The organism is Mesorhizobium ciceri WSM4083, from assembly GCF_000519305.1.
Classification (GTDB): domain Bacteria; phylum Pseudomonadota; class Alphaproteobacteria; order Rhizobiales; family Rhizobiaceae; genus Mesorhizobium; species Mesorhizobium ciceri_B.
In genome coordinates this window covers 504,779-521,464 of sequence record NZ_KI912610.1, presented here as the reverse complement: position 1 = coordinate 521,464, position 16,686 = coordinate 504,779, and the positions used below count along the sequence as shown (strand labels likewise).

The 16,686-nt window shown below is 63.5% G+C and carries 17 protein-coding genes; 9 read left to right on the top strand and 8 right to left on the bottom strand.

Annotated features, from left to right (window positions below):
* Positions 1-466 precede the first annotated feature (466 nt).
* The 3 genes from MESCI2_RS0128600 (at position 467) to MESCI2_RS01000000135845 (ending at position 2,776) form a co-directional block, all read left to right on the top strand.
* Positions 467-1,633 carry an ATP-grasp domain-containing protein gene (locus MESCI2_RS0128600; RefSeq protein ID WP_027039455.1) on the top strand — a complete coding sequence of 389 codons (1,167 nt, stop codon included), beginning with the start codon at positions 467-469 and terminating at the stop codon, positions 1,631-1,633.
* Positions 1,634-1,637: 4 nt separating this feature from the next.
* Entirely contained in the window at positions 1,638-2,414 is a 777-nt protein-coding gene (locus tag MESCI2_RS0128595) for an esterase family protein (RefSeq protein ID WP_027039454.1), read from the top strand.
* 152 nt (positions 2,415-2,566) lie between these two features.
* Positions 2,567-2,776 carry a hypothetical protein gene (locus MESCI2_RS01000000135845; RefSeq protein ID WP_050596712.1) on the top strand — a complete coding sequence of 70 codons (210 nt, stop codon included), beginning with the start codon at positions 2,567-2,569 and terminating at the stop codon, positions 2,774-2,776.
* A gap of 8 nt (positions 2,777-2,784) precedes the next feature.
* On the opposite strand, the gene MESCI2_RS0128585 is transcribed toward MESCI2_RS01000000135845, so the two are convergent.
* Positions 2,785-4,320, bottom strand: a complete 1,536-nt coding sequence (locus MESCI2_RS0128585; protein WP_032901411.1) for an MFS transporter — start codon at positions 4,318-4,320, stop codon at positions 2,785-2,787.
* Between the two features lie 147 nt (positions 4,321-4,467).
* On the opposite strand from MESCI2_RS0128585, the gene MESCI2_RS0128580 reads away from it, so the two are divergent.
* Both MESCI2_RS0128580 and MESCI2_RS0128575 read left to right on the top strand, forming a co-directional pair.
* Positions 4,468-5,352 carry a LysR family transcriptional regulator gene (locus tag MESCI2_RS0128580; protein WP_027039452.1) on the top strand — a complete coding sequence of 295 codons (885 nt, stop codon included), beginning with the start codon at positions 4,468-4,470 and terminating at the stop codon, positions 5,350-5,352.
* A 125-nt stretch (positions 5,353-5,477) separates the two neighbouring features.
* Positions 5,478-6,557, top strand: coding sequence for a siderophore-interacting protein (locus tag MESCI2_RS0128575; RefSeq protein ID WP_027039451.1), 1,080 nt, complete (start codon positions 5,478-5,480; stop codon positions 6,555-6,557).
* A 7-nt stretch (positions 6,558-6,564) separates the two neighbouring features.
* On the opposite strand, the gene MESCI2_RS0128570 is transcribed toward MESCI2_RS0128575, so the two are convergent.
* The 4 genes from MESCI2_RS0128570 to MESCI2_RS0128555 all read right to left on the bottom strand — a co-directional run bounded on the left by MESCI2_RS0128570 (position 6,565) and on the right by MESCI2_RS0128555 (position 9,445).
* Positions 6,565-7,665 (bottom strand): AbrB family transcriptional regulator, encoded by a 1,101-nt coding sequence (locus MESCI2_RS0128570; protein WP_027039450.1) that lies wholly within the window; start codon positions 7,663-7,665, stop codon positions 6,565-6,567.
* Positions 7,666-7,730: 65 nt separating this feature from the next.
* A complete protein-coding gene (locus MESCI2_RS0128565; RefSeq protein WP_023809886.1) occupies positions 7,731-8,039 on the bottom strand; it encodes a putative quinol monooxygenase in 309 nt (102 codons plus the stop codon).
* Between the two features lie 62 nt (positions 8,040-8,101).
* Positions 8,102-8,881 carry an SDR family NAD(P)-dependent oxidoreductase gene (locus tag MESCI2_RS0128560; RefSeq protein WP_027039449.1) on the bottom strand — a complete coding sequence of 260 codons (780 nt, stop codon included), beginning with the start codon at positions 8,879-8,881 and terminating at the stop codon, positions 8,102-8,104.
* 126 nt (positions 8,882-9,007) lie between these two features.
* Positions 9,008-9,445 carry a DsrE family protein gene (locus tag MESCI2_RS0128555; RefSeq protein WP_027039448.1) on the bottom strand — a complete coding sequence of 146 codons (438 nt, stop codon included), beginning with the start codon at positions 9,443-9,445 and terminating at the stop codon, positions 9,008-9,010.
* A 102-nt stretch (positions 9,446-9,547) separates the two neighbouring features.
* On the opposite strand from MESCI2_RS0128555, the gene MESCI2_RS0128550 reads away from it, so the two are divergent.
* The 3 genes from MESCI2_RS0128550 to MESCI2_RS0128540 all read left to right on the top strand — a co-directional run bounded on the left by MESCI2_RS0128550 (position 9,548) and on the right by MESCI2_RS0128540 (position 11,361).
* The gene (locus MESCI2_RS0128550) at positions 9,548-10,666 is read left to right on the top strand and encodes a hypothetical protein (RefSeq protein ID WP_027039447.1); all 1,119 of its coding nucleotides are present in this window, start codon (positions 9,548-9,550) and stop codon (positions 10,664-10,666) included.
* Positions 10,667-10,732: 66 nt separating this feature from the next.
* Positions 10,733-10,978, top strand: a complete 246-nt coding sequence (locus tag MESCI2_RS0128545; protein WP_027039446.1) for an AbrB/MazE/SpoVT family DNA-binding domain-containing protein — start codon at positions 10,733-10,735, stop codon at positions 10,976-10,978.
* Positions 10,975-11,361 (top strand): type II toxin-antitoxin system VapC family toxin, encoded by a 387-nt coding sequence (locus MESCI2_RS0128540; protein WP_027039445.1) that lies wholly within the window; start codon positions 10,975-10,977, stop codon positions 11,359-11,361. Before MESCI2_RS0128545 ends, MESCI2_RS0128540 begins: the two co-directional genes overlap by 4 nt.
* A 7-nt stretch (positions 11,362-11,368) precedes the next feature.
* Here MESCI2_RS0128540 and MESCI2_RS0128535 read toward each other — a convergent pair whose 3' ends face one another.
* Entirely contained in the window at positions 11,369-12,316 is a 948-nt protein-coding gene (locus MESCI2_RS0128535) for a cation diffusion facilitator family transporter (RefSeq protein ID WP_050596711.1), read from the bottom strand.
* Between the two features lie 5 nt (positions 12,317-12,321).
* Entirely contained in the window at positions 12,322-14,511 is a 2,190-nt protein-coding gene (locus tag MESCI2_RS0128530; protein WP_027039443.1) for an anthranilate synthase, read from the bottom strand.
* Positions 14,512-14,830: 319 nt separating this feature from the next.
* Here MESCI2_RS0128530 and MESCI2_RS0128520 point away from each other — a divergent pair, with 319 nt between their 5' ends.
* The gene (locus tag MESCI2_RS0128520; RefSeq protein WP_027039442.1) at positions 14,831-15,601 is read left to right on the top strand and encodes an isocitrate lyase/PEP mutase family protein; all 771 of its coding nucleotides are present in this window, start codon (positions 14,831-14,833) and stop codon (positions 15,599-15,601) included.
* A 1-nt stretch (position 15,602) separates the two neighbouring features.
* On the opposite strand, the gene MESCI2_RS0128515 is transcribed toward MESCI2_RS0128520, so the two are convergent.
* On the bottom strand, positions 15,603-16,658 hold the full coding sequence (locus tag MESCI2_RS0128515; protein ID WP_027039441.1) for a succinylglutamate desuccinylase/aspartoacylase domain-containing protein: 1,056 nt from the start codon (positions 16,656-16,658) through the stop codon (positions 15,603-15,605).
* Between the last annotated feature and the right edge of the window lie 28 nt (positions 16,659-16,686).

The following is a 16,686-nucleotide window of genomic DNA, read 5'->3' as shown; positions in this document are numbered from 1 at the left end:
TTCGTTCGCTTGATGTGATTGCCAAGGAGCATGCGCTTGCGCGGCGGTTCGACCGCCGGGCGCTCCTTCAGCGAACCCGGCGATCGCCGATAAGGCCGAGAAGAAGCAGGGTCGAAGCAAGCGCGCGCACGGTCTCGCCGGAAAAACCGGTCGGACGGGATGCGTTGGTGGCGCGCGGGTTCATGGCGGTTCTCTTACAGGAGCGGCTTGTGGGAGGCAAGTCCGGGTTAACGGGTTCCTCCGGAGCCTTTTTCCGGCGCGTTGGCCGACGAAGCGTCAAACGAAAAACCCGCCTGTGCGGCGGGTCACTGGCGCAAATCAGCACCATGGATGAAAATGTACCTTAGCTGAGGGCAGGGTGTCAAGAAAAAATTCCTATCGTGCATGCTCTTCCCCAGGCGCGGCAAATGCGCCAGACTCGGGCATCGACAGGGTTTCGATGCCCTGTCGCGGGAGAGGGTCGTCCATGAATTTCGTGTTCTTCTCGCCGCATTTTCCCGCCAATGGCGCGGATTTCTGCGACCGTTTGAAGAAGGCCGGGGCCAGGGTGCTCGGTATCGGCGACGCGCCCTATGATGCGCTCGACACCAAGCTGAAAGCAGCCCTTTCGGAATATTACCGCGTCGCCGACATGGAGGACTACGATCCGGTGTTCCGGGCGATGGGGCATTTCATCCACAAATGGGGCCGCATCGACCGCTTTGAATCGCTCAACGAGCACTGGCTGGAGCTGGAAGCCAACATCCGCACCGACTTCAACATCTATGGCACCAAGCTCGATTTCGTGAAGAACCTGAAGCGCAAGAGCCGCATGCGTGCCTTCTTCCGCAAGAGCGGCGTCGACACCATCGCGCAGCGCAAATGCTCCGACCGCGCTGGCGCAATGACCTTCATCCGGCGCGTCGGCTATCCCGTGGTGGTCAAGCCCGACAGCGGTTCCGGCGCCTCGAACACCTTCAAGATCTCCAATGCCAAAGAGCTCGACCAGTTCTTCCGGGACAAGCCCGAGGACGTGACCTTCGTCATGGAGCAGTTCATCGAGGGGCTGGTGGTGACCTATGACGGGCTGGTCAACCGTGACGGCGAGGTGGTGCTGGCCGCCAGCCACCGCTACGATCAGAGCATCATGGAGGTGGTCAACAAGGACCGCCACATGAGCTACACCTGTTTTCCCAAGGTCAGGCCGGCGATCGAGGAGGCCGGTCGCAAGATCCTGAAAGCATTCGACGTGCGCGAACGCTTCTTCCACATCGAGCTGTTCGAGACCAAGGACGACCGGGTCATCGCGCTGGAGGTCAACATGCGCCCGCCCGGGGCCTGGATGACCGATGCGATCAACTATACGTTCGACGTCGACGTCTATGCGGCATGGGCCGACATGGTGGTCAGGGACGCCGCCGGTGGCCCTTACGAGGGCAAATATTTCACCGCCTATGCCAGCCGCAAGCGGCGCCTCCACTATTTGCACAGCCATGGGGACGTGCTAGCCGCGCACCGCGACAAGATCGTCCACCATCAGGCCATCGAAGAGGTCTTCAGCCGCGCCATGGGAAATTACGCCTACCAGATGCGCTCGAAGGACGAAGCAGCGTTGCGCGAGGCGGTCGCGTACATCCACGCGGAAAAGGCGTGAGGCGATGGACATTTCCTATCACAAGAATTTTTCGAGCCAGCTCGGCCGTGACATGGAATACAAGCGCTACGGCCATGCCGGCCGGCCGGTGGTGGTTTTCCCGACCTCGCAGGGCCGGTTCTACCAGTTCGAGGATTCCGGCGGGGTGGGAGCGCTGGCCGAATTCATCGACACCGGCCGCATCCAGCTGTTCACGGTCGACGGCGTCGATTCCGAATCCTTCTTCGACAAGCATGCCGACGCCGCCCACCGCATCGCCCGCCACGAGGCCTATTTCCGCTATGTGCGCGAGGAGGCGCTGCCGGAGTTCCTGTCCACAGCCGAGCAGGCCAATGGCGGGCGCAAGCTGAAGCCGCTGTTCTCGGGCTGTTCGATGGGCGGCTACCACTCGTCGAACTTCGTCTTCCGCTTTCCCGAACTCGCCAGCGGCGTCATCGCGCTGTCGGGCGTCTATTCGGCGCGCGACTTCTTCGGCAAGGCGCTCGAGGGCGACATTTTCTACAACTCGCCGCTCGACTATCTGCCCGGCATCGTCGATCCAAAACTGCTGGCCCGGCTGAAGGCGCTCAGGCTGATCTTCTGCTGCGGACAGGGCGCCTGGGAAGAGCGGATGCTGGCCGAGACGCGCAAGTTGGAACAGATCCTGCGCGACAAATCCATTCCCGCCTGGGTCGATTACTGGGGCGGCGATGTCAGCCACGACTGGCCATGGTGGCACAAGCAACTGGTCTATTTCTTCGGCCGGTGGCTGGATGAGGACCTGATGCACAGGCTGGATTGAGGTGCATTGATATTCAGGTGAGGCTGGCCTGCAAATGACGGCTTCCTGCGCTTCCGGTGCTCACGTACTTAAGTACGCTCCGCTCCGGTTCTCGGAAGCCACCATTTCGACTCAGCCTGACCTGAATCTCAACGCACCTCGGGCACGGACGAATGATCTCTCCCGACCCGATCCGCCGTTTCGTCGAGGCCCCAATGCCGGCGATGGAAACCTCTCTCGTCGCGTTTACCGCCGACGCATCCCTGAGCGACTGGGACGGTCTTTCCGGGCGCGAGCAGATCGCGCGCTGGAACCAGTCGGACAATATCGGCGTTGGCATCGTCCGTATCACACTGGCCGGGATCGTATTTCGAGTTTGGTGATCGCCTGACTACCCTTCCTGGCCTGCCGGCAGAGCGACGGTCTCGTGTTCCGAAGCCGCTCCGCGACGCAGACCAAGGAAGACGACGATGGCGGTCATGACGGTGATTGCCGCCAGCACGATCAGCAGCCTGTCGAACGCCGTCTCATAGGCCTGGACGAGCACAGCGGCTCCGGCTTGCGGCAGGTGTTGCGCCGTTGCACCGAGATTGCCGGTCACCAGCAACTGTGCTGCCGCCGCAGCATCCGTTGAAGACGCCATTCCTTGTGCGGCGAGCTGCGCGGCGGTGAAGCCCGACAGGGTCGCCATGACGATCGCCAGCGCCACGCCCTCGCAAGCGACGCGGGTGGTGTTGAAGATGCCGACCGCCATGCCGGCGCGCTCCCTCGGCACGACACTGACGGCAAGCCCGTCCATCAACCCCCAGGGCAGGGCGATGCCGACGCCGATCAGCATCAGCGGCGCCACCAGCGCACTATCGACCGGCGGTGTCAGGCTTAGCCACACAAGTCCGGCGGCAGCGACGAGCAGGCCGACGCCGCAGATCGTGGCCGGCGCGATCCAGCGCGCCAACTGGCCGGCGAGCATCGGCAGGATCAGCAGCGGACCCGAGAGGCAGATCATCAATTGCCCGGCCCTGATCTCGTTCATCCCTTCGATGCCGATGAAACGGATCGGCAACAGGACGAGCAGGACGACGAAGGCGTAAGCGGGTGCCGCGGCCAGAAACTGGACGCCGACGAAGCGGGGATAGGCAAACAGCGTGAGGTCAAGCATCGGCCGTTGTGCTCGCCGCTCGACAAAGACGAAGGCGACAAAACAGATGGCAGAAGCGGCCAGAAGCGTGACGACGAGGGGATCGGCCCAGCCGCTCTGCGGGGCCTGGAGCACACCATAGGTCAGCGACGCCAGCGCGATCGTGAAGGTGCCGGCTCCCGCCCAATCGAGGCCCGTCGCATCCGGGTCGCGCGATTCCCTGATGGTGCGCAGGCTGAGCATGGCGGCGGCAATCGCGAGTGCCGCAACCAGAAGAAAGATCGACCGCCAGCCGAATGCAGAGATGAGCATGCCCGACGCGATCGGGCCGAAGGCGAGGCCGACGCCGAAACTGGTGCCGAGAAAGCTGAAGGCGCGCAGCCGCAACGGCCCTTCGAATTCCTGGGCGAGTGCCGAGGCGCCGCCAGCGAAGGCGGCCGCACTGCCGATCCCCTGCACGGCCCGGAAAGCGTCGAACCAGATAATGTCCGGCGCCAGCATCGCGCCCAGCGACGCCAGGACATAGAGGCAGAGGCCGACGAGGAAGAGGCGCTTGCGGCCATGATTGTCGGCCAGAGCGCCCGACGCCATCAGGGTGGCGCCGAAGGTCAGCATGAAGGCGTTTGTCACCCAGTTGAGCTCGAACGGACTGCCGCCGAGATCAGCCGCGATGCGCGACAGAGCGATGGCCGGACCGGTGAAGGTCAAGGGCATCGTCATCGCGGCAAGGCACACGGACAAGAGCACGAGCCATCTCTCGGCAGAGCCGGTTGTGGTCCTGGAAGTCATGGATTTCCCTATCTGAAACAGCACTCGCCGGTGGGCCGCGCGATTGCGGAGCCGGTCGTGATGACAAGATAGGTCGTCGGCATTTCAGGAAAAATGGTGTTATATCTCCTCGTATATCGGACTAAAACGCTCGAATGGAATGACACGATGGATCGTCTCAACGGGCTCCTGGCCTTCGCCCGCACCGCCGAATTCGGCAGTTTCGTCGCCGCCGGGCGGGCGCTTGGCATCTCGGCTTCCGCTGTGGGCAAAAGTGTCGCCCGGCTCGAGCAGGAACTCGGCGTGCGGCTGCTGCAGCGCAGCACGCGGCGCATTGGCCTGACGGAAGAGGGCAAGCTGTTCAACGAGCGGGTGCGCCGCATCCTCGACGACATCGACGATGCCGAGGCGATGCTGTCGCGGACACGGGAAACACCGAGTGGGCGGCTGCGCATATCCACCCCGATCGTCACCTATCATCTGCTGCTGCCGGTGCTGTCGGAGTTCATGGCCCGCTATCCCGAGATCGAACTCGACATCGATTTCAACGACCGGATCGTCGACGTCATCGACGAGGGCATCGATGTCGCGATCCGTAGCGGCGAGCTGCCGGATTCGCGCCTTGTGTCGAGACCCGTTGCGCCCTTTCGCATGCTGCTGTGCGCGGCGCCCTCCTACCTGGACCGCCATGGCGCCCCCAGCGTGCCGGCTGATCTCATAAGGCATTTCGGCATAAACTTCCGCTTCCTGAACAGCGGCAGGCTGCTGGAGTGGCCATTCATAACCGGAAGCGCCGAACCGCAGATACGCTCGATGCTGACCTGCAACAACATGGAAGCCTTGAAGGGCGCTACGCTCGCCGGGCTCGGTATCGCCTGCATGCCGGATTTCCTGGTGCATGAGGCGCTGCACGAAGACAGGCTGCGCACCGTCCTCGATGATCATGTCGACGGCCGTGGCCAGTTCCGGATGCTGTGGCCCTCCAATCGCCATCTGTCGCCAAAGGTGCGCGTGTTCGTCGATTTCCTTCCCGAACGCCTTGCAGCGCGGTAGGCATTCGCCGCCTAAATATGACCTTTATGATCAAGTTTATGTGGAAACGCCGCAGCGGCTGTGGCATGTCGCTGACAGCGGTGGCGTTGCGGCGCTTGCCCCGAACTGTTGCGAAAGGCTGAGCGATGGACCAATTGAGCGCGCAAACCCGGATCAGCGACGCGGCGATCAGGTCGGTGATGGACCGGCTGCGCGCCGAGCACAGCGAATTCGAGATCGACACCGGCGTCGCCGACCAATGGGAGCTTCGCCTCTACTATGGTTCGTTGAGCGCTACGCTCAATGACGAAAGCGTGCTGATCCGCGTCGCGGCGACCGACGAAACCTGCCTGTCCTACATGAAGATGACGGTTGCCGGCCATGTCGCCGAACATCTCGGCACGACCAGGGGCATTCATTGGCAAGGCGACGGCGTTGACGCCGGCACGCCGGTCTTCTTCCGCGAGATCACGGTGATGTCGTCGACGCGGATTTCGGCGCACATGCAGCGTCTGCGCTTCGCCGGCAAGGATCTCGGCCGATTTACCCATGGCGGCCTGCACATGCGGCTGCTGCTGCCGCCGCCTGGCCGCCGGCTGGTTTGGCCGATGATGGGCGCTGACGGCTTGATCGTCTGGCCTTCTGGCGACGATGCGCTTGCCGTGCGGGTCTACACGATCCGGGCGCTGGATGCCGCAAGCGGCTGGCTCGACGTCGATTTCGTGCTGCATCCAGGCCAGGAAACGCCCGCCGCCGCCTTCGCGCAAGGCGCACAGGCAGGAGACGTGATCGGCATGATCGGACCCGGCGGCGGCGACGCCCCGGTGGCGCAGACCCTGCTTCTGCTCGGCGACGACACCGCACTGCCCGCCATTGGCCGGATTTTGGAGCATTTGCCGCCGTCAACCCGCGCCGAGGCGCTGATCGAGGTCGATGGCCCGGACGACCGAATGGCGCTGGCGCAAGGGGACAATATCGACATCACCTGGCTCTACCGGCGCGGCCTCGAGGCCGGCACCGCGGGCCTATTGTCGACCGCCTTGCGTGAGCGCAATCACATGGCGCTTGCCGACGGCCTGTACGTCTGGGCCAGTTGCGAATTCGGCGATTTCCGGGAGATCCGCAAGATCGTGCGTAAACAGTGGGGCCTGCCGCGCGACCGCCACCTGGTTACGGCCTACTGGCGCCGGGACGCGCACAGCGTGGGCGAGGGCGGCGAGGACTAGTCGCTGCCTATTGCCTGACGCTTCTCGCCACCAGCCGCGCGACGCTCGGGCCGATCAGCAGCACGATCAGGAAGCGTGCCGATTGCAGGGCCATGACGAAAGAGATGTCGACGTTCTGAGCTGCGGCGGCGATGATGGCGATGCTGTCCATGCCGCCGGGGCTGGTCGCCAAATAGGCGGTCAGCGGATCGATGCCCAGGAGATGGCTGATCATGAAGGCAAGGCCGCCGCAAAAGGCGATCAAGGCCACGATCGAGGCGATGATCTGCGGCAACGCGCGCGCCGCATGGCGCAGGATCGCCCTTGTGAAGTTCAGGCCGATCGACCAGCCGACCATGGCGTAGCTGACGGCCAGCAGCCATTGCGGCAATTGCATTTCCACGCCCAAGCCGAGATGGACGACGGTGCCGAAGACAAAGGTGCCGAGGAAGAACGGCGAGGGCAGTCGGCCCAGCTTTCCCGCCAGGCCGCCTACGACCGCGATGCCGATGGTGGCGGCGAAGGCTTGGGCATCGATCGGCGGAAACCAGATGATGGCGGGGATCTCGACGCCAGACGTGTCGACCCACATCTTGGCAACGAGTGCCGCCGTCATCGAGACGAAGATGACACGCAGATATTGCATGAAAGCGACGAGGCGCTGGTCGGCACCGAAGGCACCTGCCATCAGCACCATGGCGGTGGCCGCACCCGGCGACGAGCCCCAGACGGCGGTGGTGCCGGGCAGGATGCGCCAGCGGCTGATCAGCCAGCCGAGCAGGCTGGAGGCCGTGACGGTGGCCACCACGACGCCGAGAAACAGCGGCCATTCCTTGTAGAAGACTGGAAAGATGTCGGCCGAGATCGACGCCGCGACGAGGCAGCCGACGATCGCCTGGGCGGCGCCGAACAGAAGACGCGGGACGCGCACCGTGGCGCCATTGGTGCCGGCGACGATGGCGGCCAGCATCGGCCCGATCAGCAGCGCCGCCGGCAGGGCCGCGAGTTCCAGCGCACCGGCAAATAGCAGAGAAACGATCAGAAGGGCCAGCCATTGCCAGAGCTTGCGCATCCGCGCCATGCGTTCGATGGCGGGCTGGTCTGGGGGCTGCTCGGCCGAGGAATCCATGTTTCGGTCTTAGACTTGAAGCGGGACGATGCGAACCCTGCTTTGCCGAAAAAAGGCTGCCTGCCTCAGCCGGTCTTGCCGTCAGCCAGCCCGAAGCCGCCGACGGGGTGGGTCTCGACCTGAAACTCAAAGCCGGCGATGAACGGCCGCGCCTTGGCGATCGCCGCCTGGACTTCGGGAAGCTGCAGCGAGGCCTTGTGACTTTCGGCGTCGGTCCACACTTCGGTGACCCAGATCGCGTCGGCATCGGCGGGGTCGCGCGCGATGATGTAACTCAGGCAGCCTGGCAGGGCGCCTGTACTGTCGCGCAGAAGGTCCATGACCGCGTCGCGCTGGCCGCGCGCCGCCCGCATCTTGCCGATCAGTCCGTACATTCCGCTGTCTCCCTTTGAGGTTTCGACAAGAGCGTGCAGACCGCCAGTATGCCGATAGCCGTTCAAGGCATCAACTGGCCGCCATTCACCTCGATCACCTGGCCGGTGATGTAGCCGCTGAGAAGGTCGGAGGAGAGGAACAGATAGGCGCCGACGCAATCCTGCGCCGTGCCGGCGCGCCCCTGCGGAATGGTGGCGACCATGCCCTTCATCTGCTCGTCGGTCGAATAGCGCTCGTGGAACGGGGTGAGAATGGTGCCGGGCGCCACCGCGTTGACGCGGATGCCAAAGCCGATCAACTCCTTGGCCATGCCGCGCGTCACATTGGAGACGAAGGCCTTGGCCGAGCCGTAAAGTCCGGCGCCGCCGCCGGCGCCATTGCGGGCGGCGATCGAAGAGGTGTTGACGATGAAGCCGCCCTGTTTCTTCAGCCACGGGATAGCCTTGCGCGAAGCGGTCAGCACCGAACGGGCGTTGAGGTCCATCACAGCGTCGTAATGCGCCTCGGTCTGCTCGGCATAGGGAATGCGGCCAAGCATGCCGCCGGCATTGTTGACCAGTCCGTCGAGGCGGCCGAAATACTGCGCGCTGTCCCCGACGACGCGCTCTACATCGGCGGCAACGGAGAAATCGCCCTGGACGAGAAACACCTCGCCGCCCTTGTCGGCAATCGTCAGGCCGAGCTTCTCGGCGGCGTCTTGACTTGAATTGTAGTGCAGCGCCACCTTGCATTTCTGCGCTGCATAGGCCAGCGCGAGCGCCGCCCCGATGCCGGTCGATGCACCGGTAACCAGTACTGCCTTGCCGGCAAGATCGGGTATGCTGAGTGTGGTGGCTGGCACGGTTCTTCCTCCGGGATGTCTGCCTGCCCTTCGTAGGCCCTTGCCACCCCGGTGTTCAAGCCTTGGAGCAATTCAACGAAAAGTGTGAGCGCTTTCCCTTGGGGAATTTGCGTCAAACAAACTGCTCTACGGGCGCAGATAGGCGTAACCCCGGCCTTGCAGTTCGGCGAGCTTGACGACGCCGCCCTTGTCGGCTGCATGGAACCCCGCAAGCAGGTCGGGGAGCGAAATATCCATGCCTTGCATGGTGTTGGCGCAGGCATGGGGTTCCAGCCCCTGCTGCACCAGGCCGGCGAAGCGCCCGGAAATCGCGGCCGATATGCCTTTCGACTTGAAGGCCGCGAGCGCGGGACCATGCACGACCAGCACGATGTCGACATTGCCGCCGGTGCCCTCATAGTGGTTCTTGATGTTGCCGAGCACGAAATTGACCTTGTCGGTGTCGCTCAAGTGGTAGGCGACTTTTTGCCTTGCGGGCTCGGTGGCGGCTGCCTGTGCTGCCCGCAAACCGAGAAGCGTTCCGGTTCCGGCAAGAACCGCGCGGAACATATCGCGCCGGCGCATGGCATCCTCCTCCGCTTGGCGGCCCGCCGCGAATTGCGTGGCTGCGGCCGCAATACTAGCATAAATTGACGTTGCGTCCTGTCGATGCGGAGGAGAGATCACATGGCGTTGAAGGAATGGGCGTTCAGGGCAGGGGAATGGAAGACGGTTGCCGGCGCCGGGTTTGGCGCGGCGCTGCTTGGCGTGCTTGCCGGATCGGCCTCCGCCGATGATGCGCTGAAGCTCACCGAACTCAGCCCCAACGGTGCCGACGCCTGTTTCGGCCGTGTCTACGATGCGGCGCATCTCAAGGCGCACCCGAAGCAGAAGGTGGCGCGGATCTTCTTCTACTACGGCCATGATCCGGTCAGCCGCCCGAACGAGGAGCCGACCGCGAATTCCGACACGTCCTACAATGCCTTCATCGCCACCACCGTGCGCGGCGCCAAGTCGCCGGAATGGGCCGGCGGCTGGTGCAATCATGCGTCCGAGGACGGCCAGACGGGCCCGATCCATTGCGGCATGGAATGCGACCGGACGCTTGCGTCGCTGAAGGTCGACGACAAGGGTCGGCTGTTCCTCTCGGATCTGCAGCCCGACATCTATCTCGATGCCGGATCGGAAGAGGAGCTTGGCGCAGCGGAATATAGCAGGCAGGCGCTCGGCAAGGATGACGACAATTTTCGCCTCGACCCGATCCCAGCGGGGACCTGCAAGGCGGAGTTCGCGCGCATCGATCCGGTCGACCCTGCGCTAGGCCCGCCACTGCGCGAGCGGCTGAAGCCGGACCAGGCGTTCTGCTATGGGCGCGACTACGATGCAGCGCATCTCGGCTCGCACCCCGATCAACTCACCCAGTCGATCCGGGTTTTCCGCGGCAAGATAGAGCTGGCATCCTTCGCCTCGGGCGGTGGCGCCGCCAACTGGCCAGACGGCGCCGACATTGCCGTTACCGTCACCACACGGCAGAAATCGGCTGAGGTGACGCAGACCTATTCCTGCCAGGGCGAAGCCGACCAGTGGCGCTGTGCGGCCAGTTCGAAGATGAGCGATTTCTCCTGCGACATCGCGCAGAAGGAGATTTTCCTCAAGCGTGGCGCCAATGGTACGATGATGCTGGCCAATCCCAACAGCGCGCTTGCGATCGTCGACCTGTGTTCGAAGGCCGCCGACGGCAAAACGAAATCGGACGACAAGGTCTATCGGCTGCAGCCGATGCCGCAATCGGCCTGCTCGCCTTGAGCTCGGACTTGTCTATGTCGCCGTGAAGGGATATATCTTTGCTATATCTCATTTGAGGATAGCATGATGGACAAGGCGAAAGTGTTCTGGTCGGGCCGGTCACAAGCTGTGCGTCTGCCCAAGGAGTTCCGTTTCGAAACAGATGAGGTTTCGATCCGCCGTCACGGGCAAACCGTCATTCTGGAACCGCTTGCGCAGGACTGGGCGTGGCTAGACCAATTGGTCGGAACAGTTGATGACGATTTCGTCGAGGCAGCGCTCGAACATCACGACCAGCAGGATCGACCTGCATTGGATGACGTTTTCAAGTGATCTATCTGCTCGACACCAATGCCGTCATCGCGCTCATAAAGCTCGATGACGGACTGCTGGCGCTGCTGAAACGGCACAGACCGCAGGACTTTGCGCTATCGGCGATTGTCTTGCACGAATTATACTATGGCGCTGAAAAGAGCCGGCGAAGGGCCGAAAACTTGGCAAGCATCGAAGCTCTGAAATTCCCGATGCTCGAATTCGACCGGGAAGACGCGAGACATGCCGGCGAGATTCGGGCAACGCTAGCGACGTTAGGGACTCCGATTGGTCCCTACGATGCCTTGATCGGCGGGCAGGCGCGTGCTCGAAACCTCAGCCTGATTACCCGTAATGTACGGGAATTCGAGCGAGTCAAGGACCTCTCAATCCAGACCTGGTGAACTGACCTCACGCAAACGGCACGGCCGTCGTGCCCTTGGGCAGCTTGGCCTCGTCGTCGGGCTCGACATGGATGGTGACGCGTACCGAGGGGATTTCGGCTTTCAGCGCGTCCTCGATGCGGTCGCAGATGACGTGGCTGGCGCCGACCGACATGTCGGCGTCGACGACCAGATGAAACTCGATGAAGGTGGCGCGGCCGGCGATGCGCGTCTTGAGGTCGTGAACCTCGAGCGCGCCCTTGCAATTGGCCGAGATGACGTCACGGATGCGCATGTGTTCCTGGGTGTCGACGGCGCGGTCCATCAGGCCGTTCATCGACGAGCCTATGACATGCCAGCCCTGCCACAGGATGTTCAGCGCCACGAGGACGGCAAGTGCGGGGTCAAGGATCTGCCAGCCGGTCAGGATCGCTCCGACCAGGCCGCCGAAGACGCCGATCGAGGTGACCACGTCGGTCATGATGTGGTTGCCGTCGGCGACCAGTGCCGGTGATTTCTCAGCCCTGCCGGCGCGGATCAGCGTCCAGGCCCAGAAGGCATTGATGACCGTGGCAACGCCGTTGACCGCAAGACCTTCCCAAGGCTGTTCCAAGGGTGAAGGGGTCTGCCAGGAGCGCCAGACCTCGTTGAGGATCAAGAGCGCGGCAAGCACGATCAGCACGCCTTCCAGCACTGCCGAGAAATACTCGGCCTTGTGATGGCCGAAAGGATGATCCTGGTCGGCCGGCTTGTGGCTGACCTGGATCGCCCAGAAGGCGGCGACCGAGGCGATGACGTTGACGATCGATTCCAGCGCGTCCGAATAGAGCGCGACAGAGCCGGTAACGTACCAGGCGGCAGCTTTCAGCGCGAGCACGACAAAGGCGACGATAATCGACCAGAAGGCGAGATTGGCGATCTTGCGCTTCGCGGCCGCCTTGGCCGCGATCGCCATCGTGTTCTCGGCTTCAGCCATGATCGTCAGGCGGCCTTTTCCTTGGCCTTGCGCGGCAGGTGGGCGACGATGTTCTCGATGATGCGCATGCCGGCATTGTGGCCGAGCGTCATGATCGATTCCGGGTGGAATTGCACCGCGGCGATCGGCTCCTTGCGGTGTTCGAAGGCCATGATGATGCCGTCCTCGGTCTCGGCGGTGACGATGAAATCGTCGGGCAGGCGCACCGGATCGGCAAAGATCGAGTGGTAGCGGCCGACGGTCACTTCCTTGGGCAGGCCCGAGAAGATGATGCCGGGCTTGGAGACCCGGATGCGCGACGGCTTGCCGTGCATCGGTATGTGCAGCTGCCGCAGTTCGCCGCCATAGGCCTCCGCCAATGCCTGCAGGCCAAGGCAGACGCCGAAGATCGGCAGTTCGCGGGCGCGCGCCTTCTTGATGGTTGCGGCGCAATCGAAATCCTTCGGCGTGCCGGGGCCGGGCGACAGCACGACGAGATCGGGTTTCAGCCGGTCGAAGACTTCTTCCGGCACCGGCGAGCGCACTGTCGAGACATTGGCGCCGGTCTGGCGGAAGTAATTGGCCAGCGTGTGAACGAAACTATCCTCGTGGTCGACCAGCAGGATGTTGACGCCGTCGCCGACGCGCGCGGTGGTGCGCTCGGTGCTGGCGGAATTGCCTGTCTTGGCGTCGCGGATGGCGGAGAGCATGGCGGATGCCTTCAGTTCGGTTTCGGCTTCTTCTTCCTCGGGAATGCTGTCGAACAGCAATGTGGCGCCGGCGCGCACTTCGGCAATGCCGTCCTTGATACGGATGGTGCGCAGGGTGAGGCCGGTGTTCATGTCGCCGTTGAAATTGACCATGCCGATCGCGCCGCCATACCAGGCGCGCGGGCTCTTCTCGTTCTGCTCGATGAAGCGCATGGCCCACAGTTTCGGCGCGCCGGTGACGGTGACCGCCCAGGCGTGCGACAGGAAGGCGTCGAAGGCGTCCATGCCTTCGCGCAGCCGGCCTTCGATGTGGTCGACAGTGTGGATCAGGCGTGAATACATCTCGATCTGGCGGCGGCCGATGACGCGCACCGAACCCGGCTCGCAGACCCTGGACTTGTCGTTGCGGTCGACGTCCGAACACATGGTCAGCTCGGATTCGTCCTTCTTGGAGTTCAGCAGTTTCAGGATCTGCTCGGAGTCCGAAATGGCATCGTCGCCGCGCTTGATGGTGCCCGAGATCGGGCAGGTCTCGACGCGGCGGCCGTTGACGCGCACGAACATTTCCGGCGAGGCGCCGATCAGATATTCGCCTTCGCCCAGATTGATGAAGAAGGAATAGGGCGAGGGGTTGATGGCTTTCAGCTTGCGCGAAATCTCGGACGGCTGCGTCTCGCAGCGCTCGTAGAACATCTGGCCGGGCACGACCTCGAACAGGTCGCCGCGCTTGAACGAATCCATCGCCTTGCGCACCAGATTGGCGTATTCGCCCGGTTCATGGTCGCCGCGCGGCGGGATGCGGTCGGGGCTCTTGAACGGCTCGGCGATTTCGTCGCGCGGCAAGCCTTCGGTCGAAAAACCCTCGCCGGCATAGTCGTAGCGGTCGGTCCAGGCCTTGGCCGAATAATGGTCGACGACCAGGATCTCGTCGGGCAGGAAAAGCACCAGGTCGCGCTGGCTTGGCTTGCGCTCGAGCTTGTAGTCGACCGGGTCGAACTGGAAGGCGAGGTCGTAGCCGAAAGCGCCGTAAAGACCGAGATTGGCGTCTTCCTCGGTCTTGAACAGAGCGGTGATGGCGCGCAGCACCGTGAAGACTGAAGGGACGCGGCTGCGCTCCTCCTCGGTGAAGACACGGCCCGGCTTGGCGACGTCGAGGCGGATGAGTGTCTTCGACGTCTCGGCGATGGTGACATCCGTCTGGCTGGCGAGTGCCTTGCCGATGACCGGCAACAACACCTCGCCACGGCCGTTCAGCGCTTCGATGCGCATGGCGCGGCCGCGCGCGGAGATGACCAGAGGCGGGTCGATGATGGCGGTGTCCCAGCGCGTGTAGCGGCCGGGATATTCATAGTTGGAGGAAAATACAGCGCCGCGGCGCGAATTCAGGCCGTCGACGTAAGCGTCGATCGCACCCGCATAGGGCCGGTCGTGGCGCGCGCGCGTGATGGTGATGCCACCCGCGGTCACGAAACTTTCCGCGCCGTTTTCCAGAACCTTCATCGTCATTGCCGTCTCCATCAGCTTCTTGGGGCAACGGACCCGGGAATGGCTTGGAAAAAACAAATGGCCGCCCGGACTTTCCGTTGCGGCCACCCTCTCTTTTCACGCGCACGTGTTCGAACAGGCCGCTGTCAGCAGGCCCACCACCAAATGGTCTTGATCGAACGCATATTCATGGCGAAATCCATAGCTGCGAAAAGGAGGATGCGCAACAGGTTTGAAAGTCTGTTCTTTGGCCGCCGCTTCTGCAACTCATGGCACATCGCCAAAGCCGGCAGCGCCGCTTAGATTGGCTATCCAACAGCAGGAAGACGGGAAAACAACCATGACCGAGCAGATCGAGCGCGCGCGGACGTTCCATTCCCTCCACATCAAGGGAAACCCGATCGTTCTCTACAATGCCTGGGATCCGGGCTCGGCCAAGATCGTCGAGAAAGCAGGGGCCAAGGCGATCGCCACCGGAAGCTGGCCGGTGGCTGCCGCGTTCGGCTATGGCGATGGCGAGAAAATCCCGCTGGAGCTGGCGCTCGACAACATCAAGCGCATCGTCACTGCCGTCGACCTGCCGGTGACCATGGACCTCGAGGGTGGCTACGGCGTTGATCCCGAAATCGTTGCCCGCACGGTAACGCTGGCGCTGCGGGCCGGCGCAATTGGTTTCAATTTTGAAGACCAGATTGTCGGCGGCACCGGCCTGCATGACATTTCTGTCCAGGTAAAACGCATCGAAGCCGCGGCAGCGGCCGTCAAGGCTTCCGGCATACCGGCGTTCATCAACGCCCGAACCGACATCTTCCTCAAGGCGAAACCGGATGCGCATGACGACGTCCTGCTCGACCAGGCCATCGAGCGCGCACAGGCCTTCGAAAAAGCCGGCGCGCACGGCTTCTTTGCGCCGGGCCTTGGCGATGAGGGCCTGATCGAGACGCTCTGCAAGGCAATTGCGCTGCCGGTCAACATCATTGCGCTGGCGCACGTGCCGCCGCGCCAGCGGCTGGCCGAACTCGGCGTCGCCCGCATCAGCCACGGCCCGGTGCCTTACCGGCAGATGGCGGAATGGCTGGAGGCGAAGGCGCGACTGGCTATTTCGGGTTAAGTCAGTCCTCCAGCGTTCCCGACCGGGCGTCGGCGCTCTTCCTGTCGCCGACCAGCTTCAGAAGATCCTCGCCGGCGCGGATGATGCGGCGCGAGCGGCGGGTCAGGATGATGCCGTCCTGCGGCGCGAACACCTCGGTGCGGCCATCGGTTTCACCCGGTGCATGGACGATGGTGGCGAGGCGCGCGCCCCTGGCGACGCGGTCGCCGGGTTTCACATCGTAGAGCACGGCACCGGCCCGTGGCGCCGGCATCATGTCGATGTTTTCCAATGGCGCCACGAAGCCGGTGAAAGGACCCGGCGCGGGCAGGGTGCTATCGGCGATCACGCCGCGTGCCACCAGCAGCCGGTAGAGCCCGTCGGCGTCAGAGGCGGCCAGGGCGCCGTCGACATCGAGGATGCCGCGATACTCGACCGTGGTGGCGACGCGGCGGTCGAGCTTGGCCACATCAGCTGGGACATTCTGGTAGGGCATGATCGAGGCGCCCTCGAAGGTGCCGTCGGTGTCTTCGCTCCACAGCACGACCGCATCGACGCCCATGGCGGCGGCGCAATTGGCCATGGCAGGCCACAGGCTGGTGTGGACGTAGAGATAGGCGAGGCCCTCGTCATCGCAGTGCAGGTCGAGCACGATGTCATGGCCGAGCGAGAGCTGCACCAGCCGCGTCTTCAGCCGCTGGTCGACGCTGCCAAGCGTGGTGTCGGGCAAGAGCGCTGTGTCGGGCGCGGCGAGCAGCGGAAAGCCGCGGTTGAAATTGGTGCGCGTGCCGAGATGGAAGCGGCCCTGATGCTCGCCGAAATGATATTGCGCCCGGCCGATCGGATTGGCCCAGGGCACGATGGTGAGGTCGCCCTTGATGCGGCCTTCGGCCTCCGCCTTGGCAAGCATCGGCATCAGCGCGTCGATGGCGACGACGCCCGGCAATTCGCCGGCATGGAGTGCCGCCTGCAGGTATGCCGAAGGAGCAGCCTTGTCGGAACCAGTGAAGCGGAACAGCGGGAATTCGTAGGAAACCCCTTCGCTTTCGCCGGCGATGCGCTCGATCGATTTCTGCATGACTTCCTCCATCAAGAGCCAGAAGACA